This is a genomic window from Pedobacter sp. KBW06 (assembly GCF_003852525.1).
In the GTDB taxonomy this organism is placed as follows: domain Bacteria; phylum Bacteroidota; class Bacteroidia; order Sphingobacteriales; family Sphingobacteriaceae; genus Pedobacter.
This window is the reverse complement of record NZ_QAJL01000006.1, coordinates 366258-384728: the sequence shown is the minus strand read 5'-3', so window position 1 is coordinate 384728 and position 18471 is coordinate 366258. Positions and strand designations below refer to the sequence as shown.

The following is an 18471-nucleotide window of genomic DNA, read 5'->3' as shown; positions in this document are numbered from 1 at the left end:
CAGCTGCAGGACTGGCTTGGGCTGAACGGGATTAGGCGGGCGGGAGTCAGTGCTTTTGGCCTTGGCGGGAACAATGCCCATGTTTTGCTGAGCAATGCAGGAGTTCCTGCACCGAATGCCGTAAAAGCACCTTTTTCAGGATCTGGTATTGTTTATAACCGGAGCCGTTACTGGCCGGAAGAACAGCTGTTGCAGGAAGAGAAACAGCAGTATAAAGACGCAGTCAGAGATAAACAGGCAGTGATGCAGGGAAGAAGTCTGGATGGCGAAGTTGCCTCCGCTGAGCGCGCTTTTATGCAATATCTTCAATCCAAAACCTTCGGGGAGGCTCCCGAATGGATTGTTCAGTTGACCTTTGATCATAAAAATTATATCCTTAGGGACCATCGGGTCCACGAAGTGCGCATTGTGCCTGGGGTAACCTATCTGGACATGGTATTGCGGACGGCAAAAGAGTTGTTTGGGGAAGAGCTGATGTTAAATAAGGTGCTTTTTACCTCGCCTCTGGCTACCACTGAGTCTTTTAACCGACTTGTGGAAATCCGCTACAGTCTGGGAAAAGAGAGCCTCTATGAGGCTGCTATCTATTCCAGCCGGATCAATAAGCAGGGAGATGTTTATGGAGAATGGGAACAACACATGGAATGTCGTCTGGAGCATTTGCAGAAAACAAGCCCGGAAAGGTTCGATATCGCTGGTTTTATAGAAAACAGCGATGCCGCATTTGAGATGTCCGCTGTTTATGCCATGGCAAGGACAATGAACATCTGGCATGGGGATTTCATGCAAACCAGGGGTAAACTTTACCAACGTGGGGAAGAAGAACTGATGGTGTTGCAGCTGAGTGAACAGGCGGAACATTATCGGGACCAGTTTTTTGCTCCGCCGCCGTTTTTAGATGGGGCAACCTTTGCCGGAAGTTCATTTGGTCTTTCTGAAGGTACTGGTTTACTTTCCGGAAAAGTGCCTTATATTCCTTTTTCAATTGATCAGTTTCAATTGCTACAGGCACTTCCATCGATACTTTTTGTGTACAGCAGAAAACAGGTTATTGATACTGCAACCCTTCCGGAAGTAGTTAAAAATGATATTTTGTTATATAACGAAGAAGGAACCTACCTTGGCGGCTTTAAGAACCTGACGAGCAAACGCATCCGTCATCCGGAGCTGATCAGACAGTTGATTGCACCTTTGGGGGATGGTTTTCAGAGAGCAGAGCCTGCAATTGCGCTTGCGTCGCCTTTACTTTCTGGAGGAATAACCACTACAGCAGTTAAGAGTGATTTTACTGAGCACAGAGATCAGGCCGGGCAGGCGATCCGTATTTATTTAAGGGAATTATTGTCTGCCAGGCTCCTTCGTCCGGCTGCAGAAATAGAAGAAGACCGGGGCTTTTATGACCTTGGCCTGGATTCAAAACAGACCATGGAACTGGTTAGAGATCTGGAACAGAAATGTGGTCATGATTTTTATCCTTCATTATTGTTCGAGTACCAGACCATAGCTGAACTGAGTACTTATTTGCAGGAGAATGATGAGGTACACTTTATAACTGCTGACCTGTCAGCTGATCGCGGGACTGCGTCTCTGGCATCGACAGGAGTTCCTGGTTTTGAACAAGAGGCAACTTCGCAAAGTTCATCTGAAGCAATACCTCCGCCTGGATTGGGGTCGAAAAATTCATCAGATGATCAATCAGCAGATTTAAACAATTCTTCTAATGCGATAGACAAAGGTTCATATGGTGATGATCCTATTGCGATCATTGGGCTTAGCGGTCGTTATCCGGGAGCAAAAGACCTGGATGAATTCTGGGAAAACCTGAGTCAGGGCAGGAACAGCATCGTCGAAATTCCGGAAGAACGCTGGGATTCCAGTCTCTATTTTGACCCGGAAAAAGGAAAGACAGGAACGAGCTACAGCAAGTGGGGCGGCTTTATCTCAGATGCAGATAAGTTTGATCCTTTGTTTTTCAATATTCCTCCTGCCGGAGCAGAAAATATGGATCCACAGGCCCGTTTATTCCTTCAGGAGAGCTGGAAGACAGTGGAAGATGCCGGTTATACGGCAAAGAAATTAGCAGACACAGAAAAAGTAGGCGTTTTTGCCGGCGTTTTCTGGACAGATTACCAGTTGTATCGTGCGGGAGGGACAGAAGAAGGCTTTATGCCAAGCAGTTTTGTATCGATGGCTGCCAATACGGTGTCTTATCATTTGGGATTCCGCGGTCCCAGTATCGGGATCGATACCCAATGTTCTTCTTCGCTCACGGCAATTCACCTGGCCTGTGAGAGTATCCACAGGGGCGAAAGTACGATGGCACTTGCCGGAGGAGTAAACCTGAGCTTACATCCGAGTAAATACACCTGGCTGTCCAATTCGATGTTTTTATCCTCTAAGGGGACCTGCGAAAGTTTTGGAAAAGGCGGAGATGGTTATGTACCTGGAGAAGGTGTGGGTGTGGTGCTGTTAAAAAGGCTGAGCAGGGCAAAAGCAGATGGCGACCGGATTTATGGGGTCATCAAAGGCACAGCGGTGAACCATGGAGGGCGCAGCAGCGGGTTTACAGTACCGAACCTTCGGGCACAGTCTGCAGTGATCAGAGAGGCCATCTCAAGAGCAGGAATACAGGCCGGCGACATCAGTTATATTGAGGCTCATGGTACAGGTACAAGCCTGGGTGACCCGATCGAAATTGCCGGGCTGAGCCAGGTTTTTCCTTCAGAAAAGAGCTCTTATTGCAGCATCGGTTCTGTTAAATCGAATATCGGACATGGTGAATCTGCAGCAGGGATCTCGGGATTGAGTAAAGTGTTGTTACAATTCAGGCATCAGCAGCTGGTACCTTCACTGCATTCCTCGGTACTGAACCCGAATATAGATTTTAAAGTCAGTCCCTTCCGGGTCCAGCAGGAGCTGGAAGCCTGGCTGCCGGAAAATGACAAGCTCCGCATCGCGGGAATCAGCAGTTTCGGTGCAGGAGGTAGCAATGCACACCTCATTGTGGAAGAATACCTTCCTGAATTGCATCAGCCCTATGTTGGTAAAGGAGCCGCAGTGATTTTACTGTCTGCAAAGAATGGTGCAAGGCTGAAGGATCAGGTGCAAAACCTGTTCGGCTACCTGGAATCACAGGCTGGTCTGGAATTGTATTCCATTGCCTATACGCTGCAGATTGGCAGGGAAGCGATGGAAGAGCGGCTGGCCATGACGGCGGGTAGCCTGGATGAACTGAAAGCTAAACTAAGTACTTATCTGGAAGGCGAAGCCGGCGATTTTTACACCGGCAATATCAAAAAGGACCAGGGCGGTTTTGTGCTGGAAGGCAGGGCAGGTGAAGCTTATATCAGGGAAGCGATTTCTGCACAGGAAGCCGGATCATTGGCGCAGATCTGGGTGAAAGGAATTCAGATTGACTGGTCTTTATTGTATCAGGGAGCAGGCAGGAAACCGGAAAAGATCGGTTTGCCTACTTATCCTTTCGCAAGAGAACGGTATTGGTTGCCAGATGATTTGGTTTCTTCGGTTAAAGCTCCAGGTCAGGTTTCAGGAAAGTTGCATCCTTTGCTGCACCGCAATGAATCCGACTTTATGGAGCAAAAATATGTCAGCACTTATAGCGGTGAAGAACATTTTTTTAAAGACCATAAGGTAGCCGGAGAAAAAGTATTGCCTGGGGTAGCTTATCTGGAAATGGCCAGGGAAGCGGGAGAACGAAGCCTTCGTCAAAAGATCACCCAGTTAAAAAATGTGACCTGGCTAAGCCCTTTGAAAGTAAAACTTAAAGCGGAAGAAGTAACCATTCTGCTGCATCCTTCGGCTGAAGAAGCAGGATATAAAATTTATACAACCGGGGAGTCCGAAGTGCTGCATTGTAGTGGTATCGTGGGTAGTCGGCAGCTGCAGGTTCCGGAAACCTATAATTTAAATTCGATAAGCGGACGTTTGGCTGGAGTAAAAGATGCTGAGAACTATTATAAATATTTCAAAGAAAGGGGACTGGAATATGGTCCTGCTTTTAAAGGCATTGAAAAGCTGTACTATAGTGAGGAAGAAGCTTTGTCTAAAATTGTGCTTCCACTGGAGAAAGGTTATGTATTGAGCCCGGGAATTCTGGACAGTGCTTTGCAAACCTGTGCAGGTCTGATTCCCGGAGCAGGAGGCGACTCTTTATCCTTGCCATTTTTTGTAAAGACGGTTAACATATATGGGGAACTCAGTAGTCCGATGTGGGCCTATGTTCGGAAAAGCAATAGCAATAAAAGTGGAAATGCAGCGATTTCCTACGATATCGATCTCATGAATGAAGAAGGTGAAGTGGCCTTACGAATGGAGGGTTTTGTTACCTTGCCAGTCAGAAGGGAGCCTCAGGCTTCGTTGGATCGGCCATCTGTTCCTGCGCTTCATTTGTATGATTACAGCTGGAAAGAACAGGAACTGACCTCTGAAGAGGTGGATGCTCCGGAGCTTCATGTGCTCTTGGCCGGAGGTTCAGCGAACCTGGCCGATCAGCTTTCTGAGGGGCTTGAAGCAGAGGTTTCTTTCATTGCTGCGGGAAGTAAAACCACTTATTTTAATACTGTTTTCCAAAAAATCAAAGATCAGATCCGGCAGAAATCAAAAGTAAACCTGTTGATTGTTTACAAAAACGACGATTATTTAGAATATGCCTTTGTTGCAGGTTTGCTAAAGACCGCAATGCAGGAAAGCCCGGGAATAAAGGGTAAAATCATTGGCGTGGACGGACTTGAACTGAATTCAAGTGAAGAGCTTCTGAGAATCCTGGAAAGAGAGCGGGGAGTCTCGCCTGGCGACACAGAGATCCGTTATCAGCGGGGGAAAAGAGAAACGAAACAGTTTCAATCCTATGATATTCGGAAGCAGGTTCAGCAGCCGGTAATTAAAGAAGGAGGGGTTTACCTGATTACCGGAGGTTTGGGCGAAATCGGAAAGCTGTTCGGCCGGTACATCGCAGGTTTCAAAAATACCTGTTTGATTTTTACGGGAAGGCAGGAGCTGACTAAGGAAAAAGAAAATGCTTTATCGGATATTCCAAACTGGGAGTACCATTGCTGTGATATCAGCAAGAAAGCGTCTGTAGCCGACTTGATGTTGAAAATCCGGGAGAAACACCTTTCAATCAACGGGATCATTCATAGTGCAGGGGTAATTCATGATGGTCTGATTGTTCATAAAACACAGGAGCAGATCGATGAGGTACTGGCTTGTAAAATAGCCGGTGTTGAACATCTGGATGAGTCCAGCAGTGCTGAACCATTGGATTTTATGGTGCTGTTTTCTTCTTTATCCGGAATAACCGGAAACATTGGACAGGCCGACTATGCTTCGGCAAATGCCTATCTGGACCATTATGCCAGATCTCGCAATGAACAAAAAGCAGCTGGTTTGAGACAGGGGCAGACCCTGAGCATCAACTGGCCCTACTGGGAAAATGGAGGAATGCAAATCGATGAGCATAAATTGGAATACCTGCGCAATAAATGGGGAATGTTGCCGATGCCATCCGGGGAAGGGATTGCTGCATTTGAAGCTTTACTTTCGGGCAACACAGATCAGGCGGCGGTAATTTATGGGCTAAAAGAAAAATTCTATGAAAAACTTGTTGGAGCAAAGGCCAATCCTGCTGAAAAACCTTTAACAGGGAAGGAGGTTGAAGGTCCGGATCAGTCTGAACTGATTTCGTCACTTAAAGAGGTCATAGCGAAGCAGTTAAAGCTTAACATCACAGACCTGGAAGCAGATGTTGATTTTTCGGAATATGGCATGGATTCTATCCTGATCATGAAAATCCTTCATACGCTGGAATCCCGATACGAAATCGTTATGGATCCAACATCCCTGATCAATTATCCAACGATCGATGCGCTGGCAGCTTATATGGAAACAGAAATGGTACTGAAGCCAGTGGCGGTTGTACACACTGAGCTCAGGAACAACGATCTTAAAGATAGCGTGAAAATGCCTTCGTCCAACCGTTTTGTAAATCAGAGCTTAGCCGGTAATCAGCCGAAAAACAGCGGAAAAGTAGCCATCATCGGGATGTCCTGCAGACTTCCCCAGGCAGATGACTTATCTGAATTCTGGGAAAACCTAAAATCCGGAAAAGATACGATTACAGAAACCCCTGCGAACAGGTGGGATATCTTGAAACATTATTCTGAAAAGGCGGCCCCGGATAAGACCTATACAACAAAAGGTGGATTCCTGAAAAATCCGGGATTATTTGATGCAAAGTACTTCAAAATCAGTGACGATGATGCCATCTCCATGGATCCTCAGCAAAGGATTATTTTGGAACTGAGCAGGGAGCTGTTATCACATGCCGGATATCGTAAAGAGGAGCTGGCAAACAGCCATACAGGTGTCTATCTCGGAGCGAAGGACAACAATTACATCCGCAATCATTACCACCTGATGCCGAAGGCAAGTTACAAACATACTGTAGTCAACAGCATCAGTAATATGACTGCGGCGCGTGTTTCTGATTTTTACAATTTGAAAGGCGTAAGTAAAGTGATTGATACAGCCTGCTCCAGCTCTCTGGTTGCGATCCATGATGCATGCGATGACATTCTTTCAGGAAAAGTAAAGATGGCCATAGCGGGAGGAATCTCTATCATGACGGATCCTTTTTCACATATCGGTTTTAGTCAGGCTGAAGTATTATCCAGAGATGGCAAGAGTTATGTTTTTGATGAACGGGCAAACGGCTTTGTATTGGCAGAAGGCGGAGGGCTGGTGATGCTGAAAGAATATAGTCAGGCGAAAGCAGACGGGGACCAGATATTCGGGGTCATCATCGGTTCCGATGTCAACAACGATGGCCATACTATGGGGCTAACCGTTCCAAATAAAGAGGGACAAAAAAGCGTTATTGAAAATGCGCTGAGGAAGTCCGGAATTTCAGCTGAGAAAATCAGTTATTATGAAGCTCATGGAACGGGTACCTTACTTGGCGATCCTATAGAAGTACAGGCCGCTGCAGAAGTCTATGCTTCCTATTCCGGAAATAAACAATATTGCGCTATTGGTGCTGTGAAAAGCAATCTGGGACACAATATGACTGCGGCCGGAGTAACCGGATTGATCAAGATCCTTTTGCAGATGCAGCACCGTTTGCTCGTGCCTACATTAAATTGTGATAACCCTCATCCAAGGTTTAAATTTCCTGAATCTCCATTTTATCCGAATACTTCCCTGAAAAAATGGGAGGCAGAACATGCCATTGCAGCGATATCCAGCTTTGGATTTGGCGGAACCAATTGCCATATGCTGATCGAAGCTGCAGAAAATAACCACTTCCCGGGAAGGGCAGCATTGCCGGTGGAAAGATCGTCTGGCAACCATTACTGGCTGGGACAAGAGATCATAAAAAGAGAGATGACTGTAAGGGCAACAGAAGAGCGCACTGAGGCAGTGCTTGCTCAGACAAAAAAGCTGGTTGATCAGGAGGTTGATAGGAAACCGGCTGCAGAAGCTGAGATCCGAAAACTGCTTCAGCAGGAAATTGCAGGCGTTTTACAGGTGCCTTCCGATGAAATCTCATTCGATGAGAGCTTTATGGAATTGGGGCTCAGCTCCACGCAATTGATCGGAATGACGACCGGTTTCTCGGCTAAGCTGGAAATCGAATTGTATCCAACACTTCTTTTTCAATATGATACGATAAGGAAACTAGCGGAATGTTTGTTGGAGGAGTTTCCGAAGGAAATGTCGCTTTATCTGAAATTCGATGAAAGAGAATTTCAGCAGGCTGAAGAAAATGAGAAACTAGTCGGCCTGGAAACAGAAACCGCGATAACCGGCAGGGAAGCGGAATCATTCGCAGCGATCAGCAGTACTTTTGATTTTCCGGCAGCGTCTGTACCCTCTGCTCCTAAAACCGGTTCCATAGCGGTTATCGGTCTTAGCGGAAGGTTTCCTGGTTCAGCGCAGCCAGAGATCTTCTGGCAGAATCTCAAGGATAACCTGGACCTGATTACTGAAATTCCATCCGACCGCTGGAACTGGGAAGATTATTATGGCAATCCTGCTCAGAATAAAAATAAAACCAAGGCGAAATGGGGCGGGTTTATCGCAGATATAGATAAGTTTGATCCGTTGTTTTTCAATATTTCACCTGCTGAGGCGGAGTTAATGGATCCTCAGCAACGAATCACTCTGGAAGCAGTGTATACGGCATTGGAAGATGCAGGCCTGTCTGTGAATGCACTGAAAGGAACGAATACAGGAACATTTATCGGGGTGTCGAGTTTGGATTATTCCGTTTTGATCAATAAAAAATCTGACCTGTCGGGCGATGCGCTATTTTCTACAGGAGCTGCGCATTCCGTTCTGGTGAACCGCATTTCTTATTTATTGGACATCCATGGACCGAGTGAACCGATAGACACCGCTTGTTCAAGTTCTTTGATTGCGATCCATAAAGCAGTAGAAAATATCAGAAACGGACATTGTGATATGGCGATTGCTGGTGGGGTTAATGCCATGTTATCTCCTGAACTTACCCTCTCGTTTAGCCAGGCCGGGATGTTAAGTGAAGAGGGAAGGTGCCGCACTTTTGACCAGGGAGCAAACGGTTATGTAAGGGCTGAAGGTGTGGGCATTCTGATCTTAAAATCATTGGACAAAGCCGAAGCTGATGGAGATCATATTTACGGAGTCATCCGGGGAACGGCAGTAAACCATGGTGGGAAAGCCAATTCATTGACTTCTCCTAACCCTTCAGCACAAAAGGAATTGTTATTGAAAGCCTATCGCTCGGCCAATATTGATCCCCGGGATGTCAGCTATATTGAAGCTCATGGCACAGGAACACCTCTTGGAGATCCGATAGAAACAGAAGGGTTGAAACAGGCGTTCAAGGCACTTTATAAAGACCGAGGTCTGGATTTTCCTGCTGTTCCTCATTGCAGCATTGGCAGTGTGAAAACAAATATTGGCCATCTGGAGGCTGCAGCGGGGATCGCGGGAGTAGTGAAGGTGCTGCTTGCCTTAAAGCACAGGATATTGCCGGGGAATCCACATTTAAAAACACCGAATGAGTATTTAAAATTAAAAGATACCCCATTCCATTTGCAGAAAGAAACCAGGGAATGGACAACGGAAAATAATAAACTTCGCATCGCAGGGATCAGCAGCTTTGGTTTTGGTGGCAGTAATGCACACCTGATTCTGCAGGAATACCGCGCGGAAAATAAAAAATATGCTGCGCCTGGCGGAGCCGTAGTGATCCTGTTATCGGCAAGAAACAGCGCCAGATTAAGAGAGCAGGCGAAAAACCTCTCTGATCATCTGGAACTTCATCCTGATGTGGACTTGCATCGAATGGCCTATACACTGCAAACAGGCAGGGAGGCGATGGAGGAGCGGCTGGCAATGACCGCAAATGACCTGAATGAATTGAAGCGAAAGCTGCATGTCTATCTGGAGGGAAAATCCGGCGATTTTTATACCGGTAATATCAAAAAAGATGGAAGCGGCTTTATTCTGGAAGGCAAAGCAGGCCAGGCTTATATCAGGGAAGCCATTGCTGAACAGGAAGCCGGATCCCTGGCACAGCTTTGGGTGAAAGGTGTAAATGTCGACTGGTCGTTGCTCTATCCAGGGCTGAAACCAAAGAAGGTCAGTTTGCCTACCTATCCTTTTGCACGTGAACGTTACTGGATCCCTGATCAGTCACTAAACCTATCAGATCCGCAAACCGGAAAATTGCATCCGTTGCTGCACCGCAACGAGTCGGATCTTAGCGCACAGAAATACACAAGTATTTTTACCGGTCAGGAAAGCTTTTTGAAAGATGACCGGATTGCCGGTGAAAAAATCCTGCCTGGGCTGGTCGCTTTGGAGATGGCCAGGGAAGCGGGAGAAAGAAGTTTAGGGCAAAAAATTACCCAGCTCCGAGAAATCTCCTGGCAGAACCCTTTAAAAATAGGCAGTAAAGCGGTGGAACTGAACATCCGTTTGTATCCTTCTGTTGAAGCAGGAGGATCTGAGCTGCATACTGCAGGATATGAAGTCTATACAGCTGGCGCGGAAGAAACACGATACGGTCAGGGGATTTTAAGCAGCCGGCAGCTATCTTTTCCGGAGCCATACGATCTTGACCTGATGACCAGCCGTCTTGCCGGGGTAAAGCAAGCATATTACCCATATCTCAAAGAACAGGGCATCGAAAAACTGTACCACAGTACAGATGAGGCATTGTCTGAAATCGTACTTCCTTTGGAGAAAGGTTATGTGCTGAGCCCCGGACTATTGGAGCGCGCATTGCAGACCTGCGAAGTTTTGATGCCGGCGACTGATAAAGGTGCTTTATCGCTGCTGTTTTTTGTAAATGTGGTGAATATTCATGCGGAACTCAGTGGCAGGATGTGGGCTTATGCGCGGAAGCGGGAAAATAATGCGGGAGGAAACACCGTCGTTTCATTTGATATCGACCTTATCAATGAACAAGGAGAAGTGGCTTTGCGAATGGAAGATTTTATGATCTTGCAAGCCACAGGTCCGGATTCAGGTCCGAAAGAAAAAGTAGCGGCAGCGGAATGCACCGAACATCTGATTGCAACCGAACAGAGATCTGTTCCGGCGCTTCATTTGTATGATTACAGCTGGAAGGAGCAGGAGCTGATCAATACAGCTGGACATTCTTCAGAAATTCAGGTGTTGCTGGCGGGAGGCTCTGCCAATCTTGCTGATCAGCTTTCAGAAGGGCTCGAAGCAGAAGTTTCGTTCGTTCCGGCAGGAACTAAAGTCGCTTATTTTAAAGCAGTTTTCCAAAAGATCAAAGACAAGATCCGGCAAAAATCATCCGTAAATCTCCTGATTGTATATAAAAACGAAGATTATCTGGAATATGCCTTTGTGGCCGGTTTGTTAAAGACTGCGATGCAGGAGAGCCCGAAAATAAAGGGAAAAATCATCGGGGTTGACGGACTTGAGGTTAACCTGAGTGAAGAGCTGCTGAGGATATTGGAAGATGAACGGGAACCTTCACTCACCGACATTGAGATCCGCTATCAGCATGGAAAAAGAGAAACCAAGCAATTCAGGCCCTTTGACTTTGGAAATCAGGTTCAGCAGCCGTTAATTAAAGAAGGAGGCGTTTACCTGATCACCGGTGGTTTGGGTGAAATTGGTAAAGTATTCGGCCGGTACATTGCAGGTTTCAAAAATACCCGTTTGATTTTTACGGGAAGAAGGGAGCTCAGTAGAGAACATGAGGATGCCTTATCGGATATTCCAAACTGGGAATACCATCGCTGTGACCTGAGTAAAAAAGCAGATGTAGCGGCTTTGATGTCAAAAATCAGGGAGAAACACGTTTCCGTTAACGGAATTATTCATGGTGCAGGTGTGATTCAGGATAGTCTGATTGTTCATAAAACAAATGAGCAGATCGATGAAGTGCTGGCTTGTAAAATAGCCGGTGTTGAACACCTCGACGAGGCCAGCAGTACTGAGCCATTGGATTTTATGGTGTTGTTTTCATCTTTATCCGCAGTAACGGGAAATATAGGACAAGCGGATTACGCTTCGGCAAATGCCTATCTGGACCATTATTCGAGATATCGCAATGAACAAAAAGCAGGTGGTTTGAGACAGGGACATACCCTGAGCATCAACTGGCCATACTGGGAAAAAGGAGGAATGCAGATCGCTCCGGATCAGCTGGAATACCTGCGAAGTAAATGGGGAATATTCCCTATGCCATCGGCAATGGGAATTACAGCATTTGAAAACCTGCTTTCAGGATCGTCAGAACAAGGTGTGGTGATTTATGGATTAAAAGAAAAATCCTATGGGCAGCAGCTTGCAGGCAAAATAGATGATCCGGTTGGTTTCGGATCTGAAAAAAATATTCCGGCAGGACTACAGAAAAAGGTAGAGGAAAGCATCATCGCGCTTGTTGGAGAGGTATTGAAAGTTGAAGAAAATCATATAAAACTTGAGGATGAATTAGGTGATTATGGATTTGATTCTATTTTGATCACCAGATTTTGTCATCAGTTAAATGAGTATTATGGTTTGGCCTTATTGCCTACTTCATTTTATCATTACCCCACTGCGGGACGTTTTTCTCAATTTCTACTGGAGGAACATCTGGGCAGTTTAATACAGAAACATGGTGGTAGTCCGATTACAGGAAGGAGTACCAATTTGATAAATCAACCTGGGAAAGGACTGAATTCAGTTGCCATGTTGAAATCCCCTCTGATCCGGCACCATCAGTTTACATGGAATAGTAAGTTTGGCAGGGGGCAGGAAGAAACGCGTCAGGACAATACCGCCGTTGCAGTAATTGGAATGAGCGGACGTTTTCCCGGTTCTCCGGATCTCGCGGCTTTTTGGGAAAACCTCAAAGCAAATAAGGACCTGATCGTAGAAATCCCGGAAGAGCGCTGGGACTGGAAGGCATTTTATGGAGATCCTAAGCAGGACAAGCATAAAACCAAAGCAAAATGGGGTGGGTTTATTGACGATATAGACAAGTTTGATCCGTTGTTTTTCAATATATCACCGATGGAGGCAGAATTGATGGACCCTCAGCACCGGATCGCAATTGAAACCGTTTATCATGCCCTGGAAGATGCAGGAATTAATGTAAAAGACCTTTCCGGATCTGATACCGGTGTTTTCATTGGTTCCTATTTTAATGATTATTCTTCGTTGGTTCAGCGTCATGGTTTAAGTCAGGAGGCACAGTCCATTACCGGACTTTCCCATTCCATCCTGACCAACCGCATATCTTACCTGTTTAATTTAACAGGGCCGAGTGAACCGGTAGATACGGCTTGTTCTAGTTCACTCATTGCGATTCACAGGGCGGTAGAAAACATTCGTTCGGGGAGTTGCAGGATTGTCATTGCAGGTGGCGGAAGTTTAGACATCATTCCGGAAACACTGTTACCTCTAAGCCAGGCTGGAATGCTGAGCGAAGATGGGAGATGCAAAACCTTTGATCAGGCTGCAAATGGCTATGTGAGGGGTGAAGGAGTGGGCATGCTGGTTTTGAAATCATTAAAACAGGCAGAGGCAGATGGGGATCGTATTTATGCTGTAATCCGCGGAACTTCTGTAAACCATGGAGGAAAAGCCAATTCGTTAACATCCCCTAATCCTGCGGCGCAGAAAGAGTTGTTAATGAAGGCCTATCGTTCGGCAAATATAGATCCGCGGGATGTCAGTTACATAGAAGCACACGGAACCGGGACTCCTCTGGGAGATCCGATCGAAACAGAGGCACTCAAACTCGCTTTTAAAGCGCTTTATAAAGAACGGGGACTGGATTTTCCGGCTGTTCCACATTGCAGTATTGGCAGTGTAAAAACAAATATTGGTCATCTGGAGGCTGCTGCCGGTATAGCTGGTGTGGTTAAAGTACTATTGTCTTTAAAACATAAGATCTTACCTGGAAATCCGCAGTTAAAAACGCCAAATGCCTATCTGCAGCTGGATGGGACACCATTTAGCCTGCAAAAAGATACCACTGAATGGGCTGCTGACAATCATAAAGCCAGAATTTCCGGGGTAAGCAGTTTCGGTTTTGGTGGCAGTAATGCACACCTTATTCTGGAAGAATACCGGTCGGAAAAGCAGGTTTACGATAATGGAAACCGCCCGGTAATCATATTGTTGTCGGCAAGGAATGTAGCAAGATTGAAAGACCAGGTGAAAAACCTGGCAGATCACCTTTTATCCCATCCGGATGAACAATTGCATTCCATCGCTTATACTTTACAGACAGGCAGAGAAGCCATGGAAGAAAGGCTGGCGTTGACAGCAGGCGATCTCCATGAGCTGAGCGCGAAACTGAATGCTTATTTGGAGGAAAAACCCGGTGATTTTTATACCGGTAATATCAAAAGAGATTCAGGCAGTTTTGTGCTGGATGGCAAAGCAGGTGAAGCTTATATTCATGCAGCGATATCCGCAGGAGAAGTTGCGGCATTGGCAGAGCTATGGGTAAAAGGCATTGGTATAGACTGGCTGTTGCTTTACCCTGGCAAAAAGCCGCAAAAGATCAGTTTGCCGACTTATCCTTTTGCACGTGAACGTTATTGGATTCCGGATCAGCAGGTTAAATCAATGAATGGCGCGGTTACAGGTTCCGGATTTTCTGCAGATATCTTATATATGCCATTATGGGAACGAAAATCTCTGAGCGCGCTAAAAGATCCCGGATTGGAAGAGATAAAGGGCCGTTCTGGTCGTTATTTGATCATTACTGGTGCCTCGCCGGGGCTGTTTGCCGCAGGTTTAGCTGCCTGGCTGGAATCTGAAGGTGCAAAGCTGGAGATCTTGGCAAGTCTTTCTGATTTAAAAGGCCCGCTCCATAAAGGTGATCATATTTATTTTACTGCCGGACTGGATAGGGAGCTCATCGGAGCAGATTCCGGAAAATCTGTATCGGATACCCTAGATGGTGGTCTGGAGGCCGAAACCAATGTAAAGTATGGGCAGCACGAATTACACCTGTTCAGAAGCATTAAAACACTGTTAGATCTCGCAGATCCGGAAAATGAACTTTATCTGGAACTGTTTACCTGCAATACGCAAAAAGTGGTTTCCGGTGACCAGGTATCGGTAAGCGGAAGCGGGATTCCGGGATTACTGGGCTCATTGGCCAGGGAATATGAAAAATGGCAGGTACGGGTCACGGACCTGGAAACCGAAGTGCTGGAACCGGATGGTTTCAGACGTTTATTCAGTACACCCTACGATGTTCAGGACGTATTTCAGGCTTACCGTAGTGGTCATCTGTACCGCCGGGTATTGTCGCCTTTGCAGCTGAATCCAGATATAGAAAGCAGGTTCCGGAAAGGCGGGACTTATGTCATTCTTGGTGGAGCAGGAGGAATCGGAAAGGTAACTACGGCTTATCTGGCTGAAAAATACGGTGCAACAGTCATCTGGCTGGGCAGAAGCGCAGCTAACGATAAGATCTCTGCTTCGCAGGAGGAGATTTCCAAAAAAGGTCCGCGTCCGGTATATATCCAATGTGATGCGACCAAAAAGGAAAGTGTGGATGCTGCATTCCGGGAGATTAAAGAAAATCATAAGCTGATTCATGGCCTTTTCCATTCAGCATTGGTATTGAATGATCAACTCATGACGAACATGACCGAAGCAGATTTCAGCAGTTCTTTTGACCCCAAAGCCACTGCAAGCCATCACCTTGTAAATGCTTTTAAAGGAGAAAATCTGGATTTTATCTGTTTTTATTCTTCGGCCCAATCCCAATGGAATGCCCCGGGACAGGGGAATTATTCATCCGGTTGTATGTACAAAGACAGTTATGCGAGGCAGGTTTCCCAACGCCTGGGCATCCGGACGCATGTGATCAACTGGGGGTATTGGGGGGAAGTTGGGGTAGTCAGCTCGGCAGAATACCGGCAGCGGATGCTGATACTAGGTATAGAGAGCATTTCTATCGCTGAAGGAATGCAGGTGCTGGAAACTTTGATCGCTAATGATCAGGAACAGGCAGTGGTATTGAAGTTGTCAAAACAGAGCAGTTCAAAAATTAATAGCCTGTTGGCTAATCAGCAAATTATAAAAGCTGAGCTTACGGATCTTCAGTTACAGGAAGTTCAGGTCCCTGAATACCGGCATGCAGAGCCCTACGAATCCAGAATGTTTCAGATTTGTGTCAAAAGCTTTTTGCAGGTGTTGCAGGAACTGGGCCTTGAAGGACTTAATTTCAAAGCGGAAGTTCAGAAAGAAACGAACCGGCCGCTACAGCAGGAGGATCGCAGGCTGTTGGTTAACAAGCTGAGGACCATACTGGGAATCAGCGATAAATACGCACGGTTATTCCAGTCGATGTTGGACTGGCTGCAAGAAATGACGCACATCAAAATAGATAAAGATGGAATCTCAATATCGGCAGGTATAAAAGATGAACTGGCGGATTTTGACCTGAACTTCGAAATCGAGCAACTTTCAGCGGAACAACCGGTTTATAAAGCACACCTGGATTTGTTATTGCGTTGCCTCTTTTTACTGAAAGAAATATTTACAGGAAAAGTAAGGGCGGTGGATGTTATTTTTCCGGATGGAAGCCTTGCTTATGTAAAGGGAATATATACCGGTAACCATACCGCAGATTACTTTAATGAATTATTAACTACGCAGGTTGCAGAGAGTATCATCGCCGCCATCGGCAAGAAAGAAAATGGGGATAAGCTTCGGATCATGGAAATCGGTGCCGGAACCGGAGGAACCAGTGAGATGTTGTTCAGGAAGTTAGCAGGATATGAAGCTTCGATCGTCTATGTGTATACCGATATTTCCAGGACATTCCTGTTGCATGCAGAACGGAACTACAAATCTCAGACACCTTACCTTCAGACAGCTTTATTTGATATTGAGGAATCGCCGGCAGTTCAGGGGATTGCAACAGGTTCGTTTGATGTTGTTCTGGGAACCAATGTGGTACATGCCACTAAAAATATCAGCATTGCACTACGCAATATCAAGGCGGTACTGAAAAAAGGAGGTTTGCTGATGCTGAATGAAATCGCCCGTACAGACCTTTACAGCACCCTCACTTTTGGACTATTAGATGGCTGGTGGTTGTATGAGGATCCTGAAGTCCGTATGGAAGGCGGTCCGGGTTTGTCGGGAGCGGGTTGGTCCGCAGTTCTGGCTGAACAGGGTTTTGAACAAACTAAAATATATCCTGAAGGCCTTGCATTACCACAGCAGATCATCATTGCCGCGAGCGATGGCGTAATTACGATCCCCCGCGCAGTGGAATTGATCACAGCATCCTCGCAGCCGAAGGAATCCATTGCAGCCCGGTCTTCAAGTGGGCAGGCGCCTGCAAAGCAGGAAACCTCAAAACTAAGGAGCCAGGGGCTGGATAGTTTATCGGAAGAACTGATCCGTATTGCATCGGAAACAGTGAAACTACCGGTAGAAGCTTTTGAAGACGACAGGCCATTTTCGGAATACGGATTTGATTCCATCCTGGGAACCACCCTGACAAAAAACATCAATGAAGCCTTGAACATCCTGTTAAAGTCGACCGATATTTTCAATTATCCCAGTATAAAAGAGTTGAGTGAATATATCCATGGATCGTATGGGGATGATCTGATTTCGAAAAAAACGCTTCCTTCGGCTGAGGAGGAAGACCAGGCTGAAGTTGCAGAGGAAGACGACGATGCCATTGCGATTGTCGCACTTGGAGGTGTTTTCTCCGGTGCCGGGGATTCAGAACAGCTTTGGGAGCAGATCATGTCAGGAAATGTAATGGACGGAACGGTTGAAGTTAAATCAAAAGGTACTTCATTTCATTATGGTGCGATTGCCGAGGTTTTTCAGGAATCACATATCCGCAAGGTTGGCCTGACGCCGGAAGAGTTTTCGGAGATGGGACGCCAGCAGAAATTGATATTTGGTGTTCTGGGGCAGGCGATTGAGGAGAGTGGAATTGCGCTGAAAGCGCTCTCAGCTAAACGAACAGGTGTATTTATCGGATCACAGCAATTGCTTCCGGAAGCAGATGAATTGGGAAACATAAGTGTTGATAAAGACATCTCTTACATCATCCCGAACAAGGTTTCCTTCCAGCTGAACCTGAAAGGACCAAGCGAGGTTGTTGATACGGCTTGTACGAGCGGATATGTCGCCTTACACCGCGCGATTCAAAGTATTTATACCGGTGAGTGTGAGCAGGCAATCGTTGGCGGTGTCAATGTGATTTCCAGACTTGCACTTCAGGAAAATGCGCTGGGTAAGTTAACCGGTTTGCTGAGCAACGGACAGGTGACCAGAAGTTTTGGTGATGAAGGGACCGGTTTTGTTAAAAGTGAAGGTGCAGGAGTTTTGATCATTAAGCCACTGAAAAAAGCCAGGTTAGATGGCGACAAAATTCTGGCCCTGGTGAGGGGAAGCGCTGTTTATCATGGTGGTCGGGGCTTTTCACTGGAAACGCCGAGTGCAAAAGGAATGAAGGAAGTGATCAAGGCCTGTATCCGTAAGGCAGGCGTGAATTCTGATACCATTGATTATATCGAAGCCCATGGTGTAGCCAACCGGATGGCTGATGCCATTGAGCTGGGAGCCATCAATGAAGCTTATAAGGAGTTGAGCTCCAATCCCGAAAAGAAGTGGAACATTGGAAGTGTGAAGCCGACAGTAGGGCATCCGGAACTCGCTTCAGGAATCGTATCCATCATTAAGGTGATCATGGCATTCCGGAATAAAACCATACCCGGAATCTCAGGACTCGATATTGTGAACAAGGAACTTGATCCGGGGCATTCTATGATTCTGAAATCTGAATCAGGCTACTGGAGCAATGGTGTTTATCCGAGAAGGGCCGGGTTGAACAGTTACGCGGTTGGTGGAATGAACGCCCACGTTATCCTGGAGGAATACAAAAATCCGGTTGTTGATCCTGCCGTAGCAGCCAATAATGAAAATGTATAAAAGATAGAT

1 protein-coding gene is annotated in these 18471 nt (G+C 46.3%); it reads left to right on the top strand.

Annotated elements, in window-relative coordinates; translation table 11 throughout:
* Window positions 1-84 precede the first annotated feature (84 nt).
* On the top strand, window positions 85-18462 hold the full coding sequence (locus DBR43_RS31255) for an SDR family NAD(P)-dependent oxidoreductase (RefSeq protein ID WP_233603296.1): 18378 nt from the start codon (window positions 85-87) through the stop codon (window positions 18460-18462).
* The last annotated feature ends 9 nt before the right edge of the window (window positions 18463-18471 follow it).